This window comes from Nocardioides marinquilinus, from assembly GCF_039543705.1.
In the GTDB taxonomy this organism is placed as follows: Bacteria; Actinomycetota; Actinomycetes; order Propionibacteriales; family Nocardioidaceae; genus Nocardioides; species Nocardioides marinquilinus.
This window is the reverse complement of sequence record NZ_BAABKG010000004.1, coordinates 15,106-30,864: the sequence shown is the minus strand read 5'-3', so window position 1 is coordinate 30,864 and position 15,759 is coordinate 15,106. Positions and strand designations below refer to the sequence as shown.

Here is a 15,759-nt window from a genome sequence, read left to right as displayed (position 1 = left end):
GCGCGTGTCGAAACCACGTAAGGACCACGCCGACGCAGGCGAGGGGCCCTGGGTGTCCGTCGAGAAGCTCAGGGTCCGTGCTCCTGGTCAGAAGTGCGTCCACCCCCGCGGCCCGTCGTAGGCCGCGCCGTCGACGGTGACGACGCCCGCCTGGTCGCCGCCATCGCGCACCTCGCCCACGACCCGCCACCCCTCCGGCACCGAGCCGGCGTCGGGGAAGGTCGCGAGCAGGGAGTGGTCCTCTCCCCCGCCGAGCACCAGCTGCACCGGGTCGACGTTGAGCGCGGCTCCGACGGCCTGCAGCGGCTCGGCGATCTCGAACGCGCCGGCGCGCAGGTCGATCGCGACGCCGGAGTCGGCGGCGAGGTGGCCTGCGTCGGCCAGCAGCCCGTCCGAGACGTCGATCATCGACGTCGCGCCCGCCTGCGCGGCGACGGCGCCGGCCTCGTACGGCGGCTCGGGACGCCGGTAGGCCTCGACCAGCACCCGCGGCGAGCGAAACCCGCGCCCGAGGACGGCGAGCCCGCCGGCCGCCCAGCCCTGCCGGCCCACCAGCGCCACGACCTCGCCGGGCGAGGCGCCCGAGCGCAGCACCGGCGCCTGGACACAGGCGCCCATCACGGTCACCGCCACGGTCACCTGGTCGGAGCGGGCGAGGTCGCCGCCGACGACGGAGGCGCCGACCAGGGCGCACTCGGCGGCGAAGCCGCGGGCGAAGTCGAGGGCCCAGCTCACGGGCAGGTCGCCGGGCGCGGCGAGGCCGATGGTCAGCGAGTGCGCGCGACCGCCCATCGCGTTGATGTCGGAGAGGTTCTGCGCGGCCGCGCGGTGGCCGACGTCGAGCGCCTCGGCCCAGTCGCGGCGGAAGTGGGCGCCCTCGACGAGCAGGTCGGTGGAGACGACCACGTGGCCGGTGCGCACCCGCAGCACGGCGGCGTCGTCCCCCGGCCCGACCAGCACGTGCTCGCCCTGCTCGAACAGCGCGGTCAACCGGCCGATCAGCGCGAACTCGCCGAGGTCGGCGAGGGTCGCGTCGGCCGGGACGTCGCTCGGTGCCGCCATGGCGCCATCCCACCAGAGGGCGCACCCGGTGCGGGTACCCAGTCCCGCAGGTGCCGCGATAGGTTGAGCGACGCACCAGCCAGCACGTGGCTTCAGCGACGCAAAGGAGCGCCCCGCATGGTCGTCCAGGCCTACATCCTGATCCAGACCGACGTCGGCAAGGCCGCCGAGGTGGCCAAGGCCATCGCGCAGGTCAAGGGCGTCACGCTGGCCGAGGACGTCACCGGTCCCTACGACGTCATCGTGCGCGCCGAGGCCCGCAACGTCGACGAGCTCGGCAAGCTGGTGGTCTCGAAGGTGCAGAACCTCGAGGGCATCACCCGCACGCTCACGTGCCCCGTGGTGCACATCTGAGCCCGCACACCGCCCGACGACGACGCCCCGTGACCCTCCGGTCGCGGGGCGTCGCGCTCGGTGCCGCCGTCGGCTCGCTCTCGCTCGTGGCCGGGTGCAGCGGCGACCCCGAGATCGCGTCCTACGGCCTCGACGACGCCGACCAGGCCGCGTGCGAGGCGTTCGTGGCCGACCTGCCTGCCGTCCTCGCCGACGAGGACGAGGTGGAGGTCGACGGCGACGGCGACCCGGTGCTGGGCGCGGCCTACGGCGACCCGGCCATCACGGTGACGTGCGGCGTGCCGACGCCCGACGGCTTCGACCAGACGTCGTCGTGCGAGGTCGCCGACGGCGTCGGCTGGTACGTCGCCCCCGAGGCCTTCGACGACCAGGACGCCGACGTCGTCCTCACCGCGGCGGGCTACCGGCCCGCGGTCGCGGTCGAGGTGCCGGGCGAGCTGCGGCCCGACGCCCCGGCCGCCGCCATCGCCGAGCTCGCGGCGCTGGTCGAGCAGCACCTCACGCTCGAGCAGCGCTGCAGCTGAGCCGCGCTCAGCCGACCGGCGCCGGACGCACGTCGGGCACCAGGCCGGTCGAGACCGGCTCGACGACGCGCACCAGGGTGGCCGCGCCCTTGCCGGTGACGCGGACGACGGCCTCCACCGGCGTGCGCGCCGGGCGGACGACGACCAGCCGCGCCCGGCCGGGCAGCTCGAGCGAGGCGGCGCTGTCGGGTCCGACCTCGACGCGCTCGGTGGCCAGGGGCTCGCCGTCGGCATCCCAGGTAGCGACCTCGGCGACGCCGGGGCGGGTGGCACCGCCGAGCACGAGCAGCTTCTCGCCCTTCGGCAGCGGCGTCGCGCCCTGGGACTCCACGGGCGCGACGGGGGTGGCGTTGACGAGGTCGCCGCGCACGAACATGCCGAGGGTGGCCGTGGTCGGCACGGTCGAGTCGACGACGAGGGCGACGGGGTCCTCGTCGCCCGCGGCCGCCTCGCGCAGCACCGCGGTGAGCGGCACCCGCACGGTCGAGCCGGGCGGCAGGTCGACCGGCTCGAGGCCGCCGGGGGTGAAGGTGGCGTCGGAGGTGACGAGGCTCAGGGTGGCGCGGCCCTGCGACTCGCCGGGGTTGGCGAGCACCAGCTGGCGCGGGCCGCGGCCGCCGGTGACGCCGAGCAACAGGTTGCGCTCGGCGGGCGCGGGCTGCGAGGCGAGCGCGTCGGTGCCCTCGCGTCCGCCGCTGCCGATGCCCTGGTAGGAGTCGACCATGCTGGCCGCGACCCGGCCGCGCACCACGGTGACGCCGAGCGTCAGCAGGTCGCGGCGCGGCAGGAGGCGGGCGAGCTCGATGGTGCGGGTCTCGCCGCCGCGCACGGCCAGCTCGCGCAGGGCGGGCACGTCGACGACGCCGTCGGCGCCGAGCACGACGACGTCGACCACGGCACGCCCCTCGTCGGGGTTGACCAGCTGCAGGGCCGAGGTGTGGCGCGCCCCGGCGCCGGCGCCGGTGAACCACTGCTCGAAGGCGGGTGCGCCGCAGGCCCAGGCGGCCAGCGGCGTGCTGAAGCGGGCCGCGACGAGGCCGGGGGCCACCTCGCCCTCGCCGGTCACGACGGCCGCCCGCTCGCCGACGTCGACGGTCGTGCCCGTGCCGGGGACGACGTCCGCGCGCGAGCGCGAGCGCCCCGCCCGCACCTCGACCTCGCCGGCCGTGCCGGTGGTGGCGACCCGCAGGTCGGTGCCGGCGGCGGGGCAGACGACGTCGGACCGCTCGAGCGGCGACTCGGTCGGGCCGGCGCCGACGACCACGCGGACGTCGTCGGTGCGCACGAGCAGCGAGACGACGACGGTCAGGGCGACCACGACGGCCGCCACGACGACGGTGGCGTCGAGGCGCAGGGCGGGACGGCGGTCGGTCACGACGCCCTCCCGGTGCGCTCGTCGGGGGTCTCGTCGGGGGCCGGGGGCCGCGGGGCGCGCAGCGTCGGCAGGGCGAGCACGAGCGCGACCAGCACCGCGAGCCCCTGCACGCCGAGGAGCACGGGGCGCAGCGACGACCCGTCGCCGGCGACGCCGTCGCCGAGCGGCCTGGTGACCTCCCAGGCCCGGCTGCCGGGGTCGGAGCCCGACTGGGTCAGCCCGGAGGTGGCGTCGAGCCGGGCGGCCACCTCGCCGTCGGCCGGCGCGGGCAGCAGCAGCCACTGCACGCCGTCCTCGCCGAGGCGGTCGACGAGGTCGCGGGTGGGGCGCGCGGCGAGGTCGCGCACGGCCTCGGTGGTGGCGGCGTCCTCGGGCGTCAGCGCGAGCACCTCGTCCTCACCGAGCGTGACGCCGTCGCCCCGTCGCACCTCGTAGGCCAGGCCGTCGGCGATCGAGCCGGTGACCACGAGGACCCCGCGGGCCGGGCTCTGCTCGACGCGCTGCTCCATGTAGGCCGGCACGACGCCGGCGGGGTCGGACTCGAGGGCGTCGTCGCCGGTGACCGCCCACACCAGCCCGGCGACCGGCACCGCGGCCGCGACGGCGGCGAGGCCGAGCGCGACCGTGCGGGTGAGCGAGTTCAGGCGCGACCGGGCGAGCCCCTGGCCGCCGAGCACGGCGGCGGTGAGCAGGCAGCCCTGCACCACCACGACCAGCACGGCCAGCCCCGGCGGCGTGGTGGTGGTGAGGGCGGTGAGGCTCAGCGGCGCCAGCAGGGCGGCGAGGCCGGCGGCGAGCAGCGCCACCAGCCAGCAGACCGTGACGGGGATGCGGGTGGCCCGCGGCACGAGCGCGACGACGGCGAGCCCCAGGAGCAGCCAGCCGACCCAGTCGGGGGCGCCGTAGGCGACGTCGAGGCGGCCGGTGAGCAGGCCGGACGACGTCAGCGACTCGGCGGGCACGCGGCCCGCCTCGAGCAGCAGCGCGTCTCCGGCACCGGCGCGCAGCGCGGGCAGCCACCACGGCAGCAGCACCACGACGGGCACCAGCAGCGCCACCAGCGGCGGGCTCCAGGCGGTGCGCGAGGCCAGGGCCGAGCGCGCGAGCAGCAGCGTCACGAGCAGCCCGAGGACGACGACCACCGCGGCCAGCACCCACACCAGCGGCGTGAACGAGGCGACGAGGGCGAGCAGCAGACCCACGCGCCAGCCGGCGCGGCGGCGCCGGTCGGGCTCGGGGTCGGCGAAGCCGAGCGTCGCGTGGGCCAGCCAGGGCAGCAGCGCGGCGGCCACGACGACGCCGAGACGGCCGTTGCCCCAGGCGCCGCTGACGACCGGGACGACGGCGTAGGCGGTGGCGCCGCCGACGAGCAGCACCCGCGGCGCGCCGCGGGTGCTGACGAGGCGGCCGGTCACGCGCAGGAAGCGGAAGGCGCCCCACAAGGCGAACGGGGCCGAGAGCACCAGCAGCGCGCTGACCGCCGCCGTGGTGCCGACCACCGAGGCCAGCAGGGCCAGCGGCAGCACGTAGGGCGGGGCGGGGACGTCGGTGCCGCCGGCCAGCTCGTGCCAGGCGTCGAGGTGCAGCGACCACCAGTCACCGGCGCCCTCGGGCACCGGCGAGAGCGCTCCCCCGCTGACCGAGCCCCACGCGGCGCCGGCCCCGACGAGCAGCACCACGACGACGGCGGTGAGCGCGAGGGCGACCGGGTTGGTCACGAACCGGGCGAAGGCGCCGGTGTCGGCGAGCTCGCCCTCCTCGTCGTCGTCACGCTCGCGGCGGGCCTGCTCGGCGCGCAGCCGCGCCGCGGCCAGCGACGACGGGTCGGCCTCGGCGGCGGCGATGCGACGCCGCTCACCGATGTCGGCGGCCTGCTGCGAGGCGGCCGAGGTGACGTCGGCGAGGAAGTCGAGCCCGTGGCGGTAGGGCACCCAGGGCGGGGGCAGCAGCGCCTTGACCCGGGCCGTGTCGGGCGCGCTGCCGAGGCGACGGGCCTGCTCGCGCCGCGCCCGTCGTCCCGCTCGCACGGCGCCGGGGCGGCCGACGACGGCGACCAGCGCGGCGAGGTCGTCGAGCGCCTCGCCGACCGAGCGCAGCAGCACGAAGCCGAGCATGCGGACCAGCGTGCCGAGGGTCAGCCGCAGCACCCGCCACGGCAGCGCGGCCGTGCGGCTGTTGACCAGCAGCGTGTAGAGCGCGGCGCGGCGCTCCTGGAAGTGGGTGTGGCGGCCGGTGAGCGCGGTGCGCCGCAGGCCCCGGTGGGCGGCCTCGGCGTGGAAGACGACCGCCTCGGGCACCACCAGCGTGGTGTGACCGGCCGCGGCGGCGCGCCAGCCGAGGTCGACGTCGTTGCCGAACATCGGCAGCCGCTCGTCGAAGCCGCCGAGCCCGGCCAGCACCTCGCGCCGCGCGAGCATGCCGGCGCTGTTGACCGCCAGCACCTCGCGGCGCTCGTCGTGCTGGCCCTGGTCGTACTCGCCGGTCTCGAGGCCGGTCTCCCGGCGTCCGGTGCCCGAGATCGTCACGCCGAGCTCGAGCAGCCGTCGCAGCGAGGGCCACTCGCGCAGCTTGGGGCCGAGGACGTCGACGTCGGGCCGGTCGGACGCCGCCTCCAGCAGCGCCGCGAGGGCACCGGGGGCGGGGCGGGCGTCGTCGTGCAGCAGCCAGACCCACTCCGGCCGCTGCTCGGGCGGCAGGGCGTCGAGGTGGGCGAGCGCGGCGTCGACGGCGCCCGGGAAGCTCACGGCCGAGGTCAGCTCGAGCAGGTCGGCGTCCGGGAAGGCGCCGCGCACCAGGTCGCGGCTGGCGTCGAGGCTGCCGGTGTCGACGGCCACGACCCGCGCGACGGCGTCCTGCTCGGCGAGTCCCGCGAGCACGCCGGGCAGCCAGCGGGCCCCGTCGTGGGTCACCAGGACGACGGCGACGCCGGCGTGCGGGGACGGAGAAGACACGGTCCGCGACTCTAACGGTGGCCCGGTCAGGCAGCCGAAAGGCCGCGGCAGCCCTCAGGCGCGGGAGTGGTGCAGGCCACCCGGGGTGGAGCGCTCGGGCGGGCCGGGAGCGGCTAGGACGCGGCGGAGGCCTCGTCGCGGCCGCTGTTGGCGCGCTTGATCTTGCGGCGCTCGCGCTCGGACAGGCCGCCCCAGATGCCGAAGCGCTCGTCGTTCATGAGGGCGGCCTCGAGGCACTCGTCGCGCACCTCGCAGGTCAGGCAGACCTTCTTGGCCTCGCGGGTCGACCCGCCCTTCTCGGGGAAGAAGGCCTCGGGATCGGTCTGCGCGCACAACGCGCGCTCCTGCCAACCGGCGTCGTCCTGCTCCGGTTCCAGGAGGAACAGCTCTCGCATGGTCTCTCGCCTCTCGACCCGGTCGCCGCCCGGTCGGGATCCGCGCGACTCTTGAACACTTCGTCGAAGTTTCGACGACACCCCGAATTACATGCCTGTGATACGCGGAAGTCAAGCGGACCTCTGGTAATAGCAGGCGGCGGTCCAGCCCACGGCACCCGCTGGCAGAGTGAGCCCATGGACTCCATCACCGTGCTGTCGGGCGGCGTGGGCGGGGCGCGGTTCCTGCAGGGCCTGCTGCACGGCATCGCCCACGGCCGGCTGCCCGGCGTCTCGCCCGACGCCACCGTCACCGTCGTGGCCAACACCGCCGACGACCTGTGGCTGCACGGCCTCAAGGTCTGCCCCGACCTCGACACCGTCATGTACACCCTCGGCGGCGGCATCGACGCCGAGCGCGGCTGGGGCCGCCAGGACGAGACGTGGAGCGCCAAGGACGAGCTCGCCGCCTACGGCGTCGAGCCCACCTGGTTCGGGCTCGGCGACCGCGACCTCGCCACCCACCTCGTCCGCACGCAGATGCTCGACGCCGGCTACCCGCTCTCGGCGGTCACCGAGGCGCTGTGCCGTCGCTGGCAGCCCGGCGTCCGGCTGCTGCCGATGACCGACGACCGCGTCGAGACCCACATCGCCATCGCCGACGTCGACTCGCCGAGCGGACGGCGCGTCGTCCACTTCCAGGAGTACTGGGTGCGGCTGCGCGCCGCGGTGCCCGCCGACGCCGTGATCGTGGTCGGCCTCGAGACCTGCTCGCCCGCCCCCGGCGTCCTCGACGCCGTCACCGGGGCCGACCTGGTGCTGCTGCCGCCGTCGAACCCGGTGGTCTCGGTCGGCACCATCCTCGGCGTGCCGGGCGTGCGCGACGCGCTGCGCGCCACCAGCGCCCCGGTCGTCGGGCTGTCCCCCATCGTCGGCGGCACCCACGTGCACGGCATGGCCCACCAGATGCTCACCTCCATCGGCGTCGAGGTGAGCGCCGGCGCCGTGGGCCGCCACTACGGCGCGCGCACGTCGGCCGACGGCGTCCTCGACGGCTGGCTGGTCGACGAGCGGGACGCCGACCAGGTGGCCGGGGTGCGCGAGGCCGGCCTGGCGTGCGCCGCGGCGCCGCTGATCATGAGCGACCTCGATGCCACCGCGGCGATGGCCGCCGCCGCCATCGGGCTCGTGACGTGAGCGTCCGCGCCGTCGCCCCCGACGGTGCGCCCGAGGTGACCGCGGGCGACGACCTCGCGACGCTGCTGCTCTCGCTGCTGCCCGCCGACGGGCCCGACGCGCTCGCCGACGGCGACGTCGTCGTGGTCACCAGCAAGGTGGTCAGCAAGGCCGAGGGGCGCGTCGTCCCCGGCACGCGTGAGGAGCACCTGCCGGCCGAGACGGCGCGCGTCGTGGCCCGCCGCGGACCCACCACGATCGTGCGCACCCACCACGGCCTCACCCTCGCCGCGGCCGGCATCGACGCCTCGAACGTGGCCACCGGCTCGGCGGTGCTGCTGCCGCTCGACCCCGACGCGTCCGCGCGCCGTCTGCGGGCCGAGCTGCACCGGCGCAGCGGGCGGGTCGTCGGCGTGGTCGTCACCGACACCGCGGGGCGCGCCTGGCGCGAGGGGCAGACCGACATCGCCGTCGGTGCCGCGGGGCTGGTGGTGGCCGAGAGCTTCGCCGGCCGCACCGACGCCCACGGCAACGACCTCGTCGTCACCGCCCCGGCCGTCGCCGACGAGATCGCCGGGCTGGCCGAGCTGGCCCAGGGCAAGCTCGGCGCCCGGCCGTTCGCGGTGGTGCGCGGGCGTGCCGACCTCGTGCTGCCGGCGGGCGACGACGGCACCGGCGCCGCGGCGCTGGTGCGCGCCGAGGGCGGCGACCTGTTCGGCTACGGCGCCCGCGAGGCCGTCGTCCGCGCCGTGGCCGCCGACGCCGACCCGCGCCCGTTCGGAGCCCCGGTCGGCGCGGCCGACCTGGTCGCGCTGCTGCACGAAGTCCTCGGCGTCGTCGCGCGCGTCGTGGAGGCCGACGTGACCGAGGTGGCCGTGCCGACGTCCGACCCGGCTGTCGCGGCGCGCGCCGCCGTGCTGGCCTTCGCCCACGGGTGGACGCCGGTCACGACCGCCGATCTGCGGTTCCGCCCGGTCACTCCGTAGACTCGCGGCGCCTGTCCTCCTCGGCCCTGCGGTACCCCGCCGCGCCGAGTGTTCTCATCAGTCGACCAGAAGGTATGCCGACCCGTGGCCAAGCCGAGCAAGTCCGCCAAGACCGAGCGTCAGCGGCTCATCGACGAGACCCTGAAGAAGCAGCGCTCCGCCGAGAAGCGCCGCGGCAACGTGATCATCGCCGCCGCGGTCGTGGTCGCGCTCGCCATCATCGGGGTCGCGCTGCTGCCGCGCGTGGTGGGCCAGGCCCGCGAGGCGGGCTACGCCGACGAGCCGGTCGACCAGATCGGCGCCGCCGCCTCGGTCTGCCAGGACGTGCAGGAGCTCGAGGCCACGGGCGTCTCGAACCACGTCGACCCGCCGCAGCAGGTCACCTACGACACCGCTCCCCCGGCCTTCGGCGCCCACTGGAACAGCTCGAACCCGCCGGCCCCGGCCCCGTTCGACGACAAGTTCTACGACGCCGACGACCGCCCCGAGCTCGAGCAGCTCGTACACAACCTCGAGCACGGCTACACGATCCTCTGGTACGACGAGACCATCGCCGACGACTCCGACCAGCTCGCCCAGGTGCGCTCGATCGCCCGCAAGTTCGACGGCAGCGCCGACGACCTGAACTTCCGCCTGAAGTTCATCGCCGCCCCCTGGACCGACGACGACGAGGGCGGCAAGAAGTTCCCCGAGGGTCAGCACGTCGCCTTCACGCACTGGAAGGGCGACGCCCAGAAGTCGATCGGCGTCACGCAGTACTGCAGCGAGGTCTCCGGTGCCGCGCTCGTCGACTTCATGGACAAGTACCCCTACACCGACGCCCCCGAGGCCGGCGCGATCTGAGCCGACCCGTCGCTTACAAGCGACGGGTCACCCGGATCCACGCTGACCCGTCGCTCATGAGCGACGGGTCAGCGCTCAGAGCAGGTCGTCGCGGCCGGCCTGACGCAGGGCGGCGACGATGCCCTTGACGTCCTGGGCCCGCGACCGCGAGACGACGAGCAGCGCGTCGGGCGTGTCGACGACCACGACGTCGTCCAGGCCGACCAGGGCCACGGTGCGTCCTGCGGCGGGCACCACCAGCCCGGTGGCGCCGGAGGCGTGCACGAGGGCGTCGTCGCCGAGCACGGTGACCCCGGCCGACTCGTGGCTCTCGAGGAGCCCGGCGAGGGAGTCGAAGTCGCCGACGTCGTCCCAGCCGAACGATGCGGGCACCACGGCCACGCGCCCGGCCGCCGCGGCGGGCTCGGCGACGGCGTGGTCGAGGGCGATGCGCGGCAGCCGCGGCCAGACATCCTCGAGGGTGGCGGGGTCGGCGGCGACGGCGCGCAGCGAGGCGGCGAACGCCGGGTCGCCCTCGGCCAGCAGGTCGAGCAGCACACCGGGCCGCACCACGAACATGCCGGCGTTCCAGCGGTAGCGGCCGCTGGCGAGGTAGCGCCCGGCGACGTCGGCGCTCGGCTTCTCCACGAACCCGAGGGCGGCGTGGACGCCGGGGTGCCCGGTGAGCGGGTCGCCGAGGTGCACGTAGCCGAAGGAGGTGGCGGCGAAGGTGGGCTCGATGCCGAGGGTGACCAGCCAGCCGTCGCGGGCGGCGGCGGTGGCGACGCGGACCGCGTCGGCGAACACCTCGGGGTCGGCGATCACGTGGTCGGCCGCGAACGAGCCCATCACGGCGTCCGGGTCGCGGCGCTCGAGCAGCGCCGCGGCCAGCCCGATGGCGGCCATCGAGTCGCGCGCCGACGGCTCGGCCACCACGTCGTCCGCGGCCACCTCGGGCAGCTGCGCGCGGACGGCGTCGCGGTGGTCGCGGCCCGTGACGACCAGCAGCCGGTCGCCGACGAGCGGGACGAGCCGGTCGCGGGTCTGCTGCAGCAGCGTGCGGCCCGAGCCGGTGAGGTCGCGCAGGAACTTCGGCTCCGACGAGCGCGACAGCGGCCAGAGGCGGGTGCCGGCGCCGCCGGCGGGCACCACCGCCCACAGGTCGTCGGTCGCGGGCGGCGGCGTGGTCACCTACGGAGGGTAGGGGACGACGCCGCTCACCTCACCTTGAAGCTGAGGCGGTGCCGGGGCTGCGCCGCGAGCACCGGCTCGACGGCGTCGGCCACCTCGCGCGGCTCCGGCCGGTCCTCCGGCCGGGGCGCCAGCATCGCGAGCACGACCTTGGTGACCGGGTCGGGCACGCCGTCGGGCAGCACGTAGGGCTCGTCGACCAGCTGCGGGAAGCGCTGCTCGAGGTCGTCGGCGTCGGCGTCGCCCTCGTCGAAAGGCCGGTAGCCGGCTATGGCGTGGAACAGGGTGGCCCCCAGCCCCCAGACGTCGCTGGCGTAGCCCGGCTCGCCCGCCCGGCCGGGGTCGCACTGCTCGGGCGCCATGTAGAAGTCGGTGCCGATCTGCGAGGCCAGGCGCGCGGCCCGCTCGCCGGAGCGGGCGACCGACAGGTCGATCAGCCGGGCCGGCGCGCCCATGATGACGTTGCTCGGCTTGATGTCGAGGTGGCACAGGTCGATGCGCCGGAAGAAGTGCAGCGCCGAGGCGACGTCGAGCGCGAGCGGCAGGTACTGCTGCTCCGAGAGCCGGCCGTGGCGCCGGATCAGGCTCGAGAGCCGTGGCCCGTCGATGTTCTCCAGGACGACGTGCGGCCGCTCGCCGTCCAGGTCGTGCCGCAGGGCGCGGACGACGACCGGGTGGTTGGCGCGCTCGATCGCGGCGACCTCGCGGCGCAGGCCGCGCAGCGTGTGCTCGTCGTCCAGCTGGTCGGGCCGCACCAGCTTGACCACGACGGGCGAGAACGTGACCTCGTCGAAGGCGAGGTAGGCCTCGTAGGCCGACCCACCCCCGAGCAGCCGCATCGCGGTCAGCTCGGGGGTGATGGCGTCGCCCTCACCCAGGTCCCATCGGTCGGCGCCGCTCATGGGTCTCTCCTGTGGTTCGTGGTCGGTGCGTCGGTTCCCGGCCTGCGTCAGCGGCGGGTGTTGTGACGCGAGCGGTCGTTGGTCTGGTTGGCCGACCAGTCGCGCTTGGTGTCGCCGGCGCCGTCCTGGGTCCAGTCCTTGACCTGGCGGTCGCGGCTGTCGTCGCGCCCGGTGCGGGTGCCCGTGCCGGTGTTGTCGTTGCGGCTGCGGGAGTTGGTGTCGTTGCCGGTGCGGGTACGCGTCTGACCCTGCGTGCGGGTCTGCGTGCGCGTCTGGTCCTTGGCGTTGGTGTCGTCGTCGTCGTCGTCGGCGACCAGCACCAGCTCGGGGACGTCGTCGTCGCGCTTGGCGAACGCGTCGTCGTCACCGCTCGCGGCGCTCGAGCTGACCGGCATGGCCAGCAGGCCGGCCGAGACCAGCCCGGCCACGCCCAGGGTGCCGGCGGACAGCAGGGGGAGCTTCTTCATGATGGTTCTTCCTCTCGGGTGGACGGCCGGTTCCGGCCTCGTGAGAAGAACTCTGGAGCCCGGCAGTGAGGCAACCGTGAGCCGTAGGTGAGAGCCCTCTCACCAACGCCACCCCGCTCGCCCGGCCCCACACACGAACCCGGAGCTCGGTAGAAGGGCCCTGACGCCACCACGGACCCTGAGCTCGGTCGTTGGGCCCTGACGCAACCACGGGCCCGCCCCCACGCAGGACTCGGACCGAGCGCCAGCGACACCGACCGCAGCGGAGCAGGGTCAGCCCGCGTCACGGTGCGATGTCCCAGCAGGTCGTGGCGGCGGAGCTGCGCATCAAGGCAGCGGAGCACCCGTTCGCGGCGCGCGATCGTCTGGACGGAGGAGCACGGAAGGGCGCAGCGAGGAACGAGCGAGCCCTTCCGCGCGCACGGAGGAAGACGATCGCTGCAGGCGCCGCGAACACGGGCCGAAGCGAGGAACGAGCGGAGGCGCCATCAAACACAGGCGGTCGGTCTGACCATCACGCCGCGGCCGTTGACCGGCAGAGTCCCTTCGACAAGCTCAGGGTCCGTGCAGGGACCTGGGCACCGAGGGCCAGATGCGCGGAGGCGCGCAGGCGCCATCACAACGAGTACGACCCGTGCCGGTCACCCCCACGGAGCCGGCACGGGCCAGCAGGGGTTCGGAGGCCCGGGGCGGGGCGGATTGGACGGGGTGCGGGTGAGTTTCGGTGACCTGCGCATGATGGGGGCCATGAGCGAGAGCCCGCTGCCCACGCGGTTCGACATCTCCGTGCCGCCCGAGCACCTCGAGGGCCACTACGCCGACTTCGCGAGCGTGTGGCACAACAAGGAGACCTTCATCCTCGACTTCGTCTCGATGAGCCAGCCGCCCCAGCAGTCGCAGGACGACGCGGGCGCGTCGGTGGCGCGGGTGAAGGCGCAGGTGGTGACGCGGGTGCGGCTGCCGGCGGCCCAGGTGTGGGAGGTCATGAAGGCGCTGGAGAGCCAGCTGGGCAAGTGGGAGGACGAGAACCCCGACCGTCGGCAGTCCTGATCCGGCTCGGGGACGACGCCGTCACGACCGCCGTGGGGTGGAGGCCCGGCCGGGCGCCGGAGGCACCGTGGCCCCTCGGTGGGTCGGCACGCGCCGGCGGACACCCGGACCGGGGGTGTCGGTGGGCGCGGAGGGGATCGAACCCCCGACCACTTCGTTGTAAGCGAAGCGCTCTACCGCTGAGCTACACGCCCGGCGCGGCACAGGCTACAAGCGCCCGGAGCCGCTCGAGGCGGTGGCTCAGGGGGCGAAAAATGAGCTGAACCGCTGGCGTCTCGGGTCACCAGCGGTTCAACGAGATGAACACTACTGGCTGTCGGGCGCGCGTCAACCGAAACCCGGCAATTCGGCCAGGTGATCTAGACCGCACCCGACCAGCTGGTTGCCTCGCGCAGCCGCAGCAGGTGCTCGTCGAGGTCGCGCCCCTGGGGCATCGCGTTGTGCACGGCCCACCGGACGACGCCGTCGCGGTCGACGACGTACGACGAGCGGCGCGGGCAGCCCCGCTCGTCGTCGAAGACCTCGTAGGCCCGGGTGACCTCGCCGTGAGGCCAGAAGTCGCTGAGCAACGGGAAGTTGAGGCCGTCGCGGTCGGCGAAGGCCCGCATCGCGAAGACCGGGTCGCAGGAGATCCCGACGACCTCGGTGTCGAAGGTGAGGAACTCCTCGAGCCGGTCGCGGATGCCGGAGAGCTCGCCGGTGCAGACACCGGAGAAGGCGAAGGGGAAGAACAGCAGGGCGACGCTCTTGCGGCCGCGGTACGACGACAGCGTCACCTCCTGCCCGAACTGGTCGCGCAGGGTGAAGTCGGGCGCGGGCCCGCCCAGGGACAGACCGCTCATGCGGAGTCCTGGGCGTCGGCGTGCTCGTCGTCCGCCTGCGACTCGGCGCCGCTGTCGTCGTCCCGGTCGGCCAGCTCGCGCTTGAGCACCTTGCCGGTGGCGTTGCGGGGCAGCTCGTCGACGAACACGATGTCGCGCGGCACCTTGTAGCGGGCGAGGTTGTCCTTCACCCAGCCCTTGAGCGCGTCCTCGTCGACGTCGGAGTCGGCGGTGACGACCACGAAGGCGCGCAGTCGCTTGCCGAAGTCCTCGTCGTCGACGCCGATCGCGGCGACCTCGGTGACCGCCTCGTGGCGGGCGAGGCAGTCCTCGACCTCCTTGGGGAAGACGTTCTCGCCCCCGGAGACGATCATCTCGTCGTCGCGGCCCTCGACGTAGAGCAGCCCGTCCTCCAGGCGACCGACGTCGCCCGACGACATCAGGCCGTCGACGATCTCCTTGTGGCCGCCGCCGGTGTAGCCCTCGAAGAGCAGGCCGTTGCCGACGAAGATGCGCCCGGTGGTGCCGTCGGGCACGGGCTTGCCGTCGTCGTCGAGGATCTTGACCACGGTCGCGTACGGCGGCCGGCCGGCGGTGGCGGGGTCGGCACGCAGGTCGGCGGGCCGGGCGATGGCAGCGTAGGCGACCTCGGTGGAGCCGTAGGTGGAGTAGATGTTGTCGCCGAAGCGGTCCATCCAGGTGGCCGCGAGGTCGCCGGGGAGGGCCGAGCCGCTGCTGGCCACGACCTCGAGGTCGGGCAGGTCGTAGCGGTCGAGGGTCTCGGTGGGCAGCGCGAGCACGCGCTGCAGCATCACCGGGATCACCGCGGCCGACTGGCAGCGGTGCTCCTCGAGGGTCTGCAGGAACGACTCGGGCTCGTACTTGCGCCGTAGGACGACGGTGGTGCCGAGCAGCATCGCGAGCGCGAGGTGCGCGAAGCCCCAGGTGTGGAACAGCGGGGCGGCGATGTGGCAGCGCCAGCCGTGCTTGAGCGGCATCGCCGAGAGCAGCGAGACGGCGGCCTCGACGCCGGCCTCGGTGCGGGGGGCGCCCTTCGGGGTGCCGGTGGTGCCCGAGGTCAGGATGACGGTGCGGCCGTGCCGCTGCGGCGGGTCGAGCGGCGCCGGCTGGTGCTGCTCGATGAGCGACTCCAGCGTCGGGACGTCGCCCGCGTCGCCGTCGACCCAGGCCAGCACCCGGGTCGCGACGTCGGCCCCGGCCACCATGTCGGTGAACTCCTCGTCGTGGATCAGGACCTTGGGCTGGTCCCGCTCGAGCACCGCGACCAGCTGCGGTCCGGCGAAGGCGGTGTTGAGGTAGAGCGCGTCGCCGCCGATCTTGGCGACGGCGATGCTGGCATCGACGAAGCCGCGGTGGTTGCGGCACATCAGCGCCACCCCGTCGCCCTCCCCCACGCCGAGGTCGCGCAGGGCGTGGGCCAGCGACGTGGACCGCTCGTCGAGCTCACCGAAGGTCAGCTCGCCGAGCTCGTCGACGAGCCCGACGGCGTCGGGCGTGCGGAGGGCGAGCGACATGAAGCCGCCGGCCGGTCCGGTGCCCCACTGCTTGAGCGTGCGAGCCAGCCGCACCAGCGTGAGCGGCGAGTAGGGGCGGATGACGCCCGCGGCGCCGAGCACCTTCAGCGAGGTGCCGGCCGCCGCGATGCCGGAGGTCAGCTTGGAGGGCACGGGCGCCAGCGTAGGG

General features: G+C 74.9%; 15 protein-coding genes and 1 tRNA gene. 6 read left to right on the top strand and 10 right to left on the bottom strand.

The window, feature by feature from the left end:
* Positions 1-87 precede the first annotated feature (87 nt).
* Complete coding sequence (locus ABEA04_RS15575) at positions 88-1,062, bottom strand: thiamine-phosphate kinase (protein ID WP_345460488.1); 975 nt, start codon at positions 1,060-1,062, stop codon at positions 88-90.
* A 117-nt stretch (positions 1,063-1,179) separates the two neighbouring features.
* Between ABEA04_RS15575 and ABEA04_RS15570 the strand changes: the two genes are divergently transcribed.
* Entirely contained in the window at positions 1,180-1,416 is a 237-nt protein-coding gene (locus tag ABEA04_RS15570) for an Lrp/AsnC family transcriptional regulator (RefSeq protein ID WP_139981871.1), read from the top strand.
* 29 nt (positions 1,417-1,445) lie between these two features.
* Entirely contained in the window at positions 1,446-1,940 is a 495-nt protein-coding gene (locus ABEA04_RS15565; RefSeq protein WP_345460479.1) for a DUF3515 domain-containing protein, read from the top strand.
* Positions 1,941-1,947: 7 nt separating this feature from the next.
* Here the strand turns inward: ABEA04_RS15565 and ABEA04_RS15560 are convergent, their stop codons facing one another.
* The 3 genes from ABEA04_RS15560 to ABEA04_RS15550 form a co-directional block, all read right to left on the bottom strand.
* Positions 1,948-3,315, bottom strand: a complete 1,368-nt coding sequence (locus tag ABEA04_RS15560) for a DUF5719 family protein (RefSeq protein WP_345460476.1) — start codon at positions 3,313-3,315, stop codon at positions 1,948-1,950.
* Entirely contained in the window at positions 3,312-6,266 is a 2,955-nt protein-coding gene (locus ABEA04_RS15555; RefSeq protein WP_345460473.1) for a glycosyltransferase family 2 protein, read from the bottom strand. The genes ABEA04_RS15560 and ABEA04_RS15555 overlap by 4 nt, the downstream gene beginning before the upstream one ends.
* Before the next feature lie 113 nt (positions 6,267-6,379).
* Complete coding sequence (locus ABEA04_RS15550; protein WP_345460470.1) at positions 6,380-6,661, bottom strand: WhiB family transcriptional regulator; 282 nt, start codon at positions 6,659-6,661, stop codon at positions 6,380-6,382.
* A 177-nt stretch (positions 6,662-6,838) separates the two neighbouring features.
* Here ABEA04_RS15550 and cofD point away from each other — a divergent pair, with 177 nt between their 5' ends.
* The 3 genes from cofD to ABEA04_RS15535 all read left to right on the top strand — a co-directional run bounded on the left by cofD (position 6,839) and on the right by ABEA04_RS15535 (position 9,645).
* Positions 6,839-7,837, top strand: a complete 999-nt coding sequence (gene cofD / locus ABEA04_RS15545; RefSeq protein ID WP_345460467.1) for a 2-phospho-L-lactate transferase — start codon at positions 6,839-6,841, stop codon at positions 7,835-7,837.
* Positions 7,834-8,802: a coenzyme F420-0:L-glutamate ligase gene (locus tag ABEA04_RS15540; protein ID WP_345460464.1), complete on the top strand. Its 969-nt coding sequence runs from the start codon at positions 7,834-7,836 to the stop codon at positions 8,800-8,802. Before cofD ends, ABEA04_RS15540 begins: the two co-directional genes overlap by 4 nt.
* A gap of 84 nt (positions 8,803-8,886) precedes the next feature.
* On the top strand, positions 8,887-9,645 hold the full coding sequence (locus tag ABEA04_RS15535; RefSeq protein WP_345460462.1) for a DUF3105 domain-containing protein: 759 nt from the start codon (positions 8,887-8,889) through the stop codon (positions 9,643-9,645).
* A 75-nt stretch (positions 9,646-9,720) separates the two neighbouring features.
* On the opposite strand, the gene ABEA04_RS15530 is transcribed toward ABEA04_RS15535, so the two are convergent.
* From ABEA04_RS15530 to ABEA04_RS15520, 3 genes are read right to left on the bottom strand one after another with little or no spacing between them, the layout of a single operon-like run.
* Entirely contained in the window at positions 9,721-10,815 is a 1,095-nt protein-coding gene (locus tag ABEA04_RS15530) for a mannose-1-phosphate guanylyltransferase (RefSeq protein WP_345460460.1), read from the bottom strand.
* A gap of 26 nt (positions 10,816-10,841) precedes the next feature.
* Complete coding sequence (locus ABEA04_RS15525; protein WP_345460457.1) at positions 10,842-11,717, bottom strand: serine/threonine-protein kinase; 876 nt, start codon at positions 11,715-11,717, stop codon at positions 10,842-10,844.
* Positions 11,718-11,764: 47 nt separating this feature from the next.
* Complete coding sequence (locus ABEA04_RS15520; RefSeq protein WP_345460454.1) at positions 11,765-12,184, bottom strand: hypothetical protein; 420 nt, start codon at positions 12,182-12,184, stop codon at positions 11,765-11,767.
* Positions 12,185-12,931: 747 nt separating this feature from the next.
* Here ABEA04_RS15520 and ABEA04_RS15515 point away from each other — a divergent pair.
* Complete coding sequence (locus ABEA04_RS15515) at positions 12,932-13,234, top strand: DUF3467 domain-containing protein (protein ID WP_345460451.1); 303 nt, start codon at positions 12,932-12,934, stop codon at positions 13,232-13,234.
* 122 nt (positions 13,235-13,356) lie between these two features.
* On the opposite strand, the gene ABEA04_RS15510 is transcribed toward ABEA04_RS15515, so the two are convergent.
* The 3 genes from ABEA04_RS15510 to ABEA04_RS15500 all read right to left on the bottom strand — a co-directional run bounded on the left by ABEA04_RS15510 (position 13,357) and on the right by ABEA04_RS15500 (position 15,743).
* Positions 13,357-13,428: transfer RNA gene (locus tag ABEA04_RS15510), tRNA-Val, on the bottom strand.
* Positions 13,429-13,593: 165 nt separating this feature from the next.
* Positions 13,594-14,076 (bottom strand): peroxiredoxin, encoded by a 483-nt coding sequence (locus ABEA04_RS15505; protein WP_345460448.1) that lies wholly within the window; start codon positions 14,074-14,076, stop codon positions 13,594-13,596.
* Positions 14,073-15,743: an AMP-binding protein gene (locus tag ABEA04_RS15500; RefSeq protein ID WP_345460445.1), complete on the bottom strand. Its 1,671-nt coding sequence runs from the start codon at positions 15,741-15,743 to the stop codon at positions 14,073-14,075. The genes ABEA04_RS15505 and ABEA04_RS15500 overlap by 4 nt, the downstream gene beginning before the upstream one ends.
* Positions 15,744-15,759 lie beyond the last annotated feature (16 nt).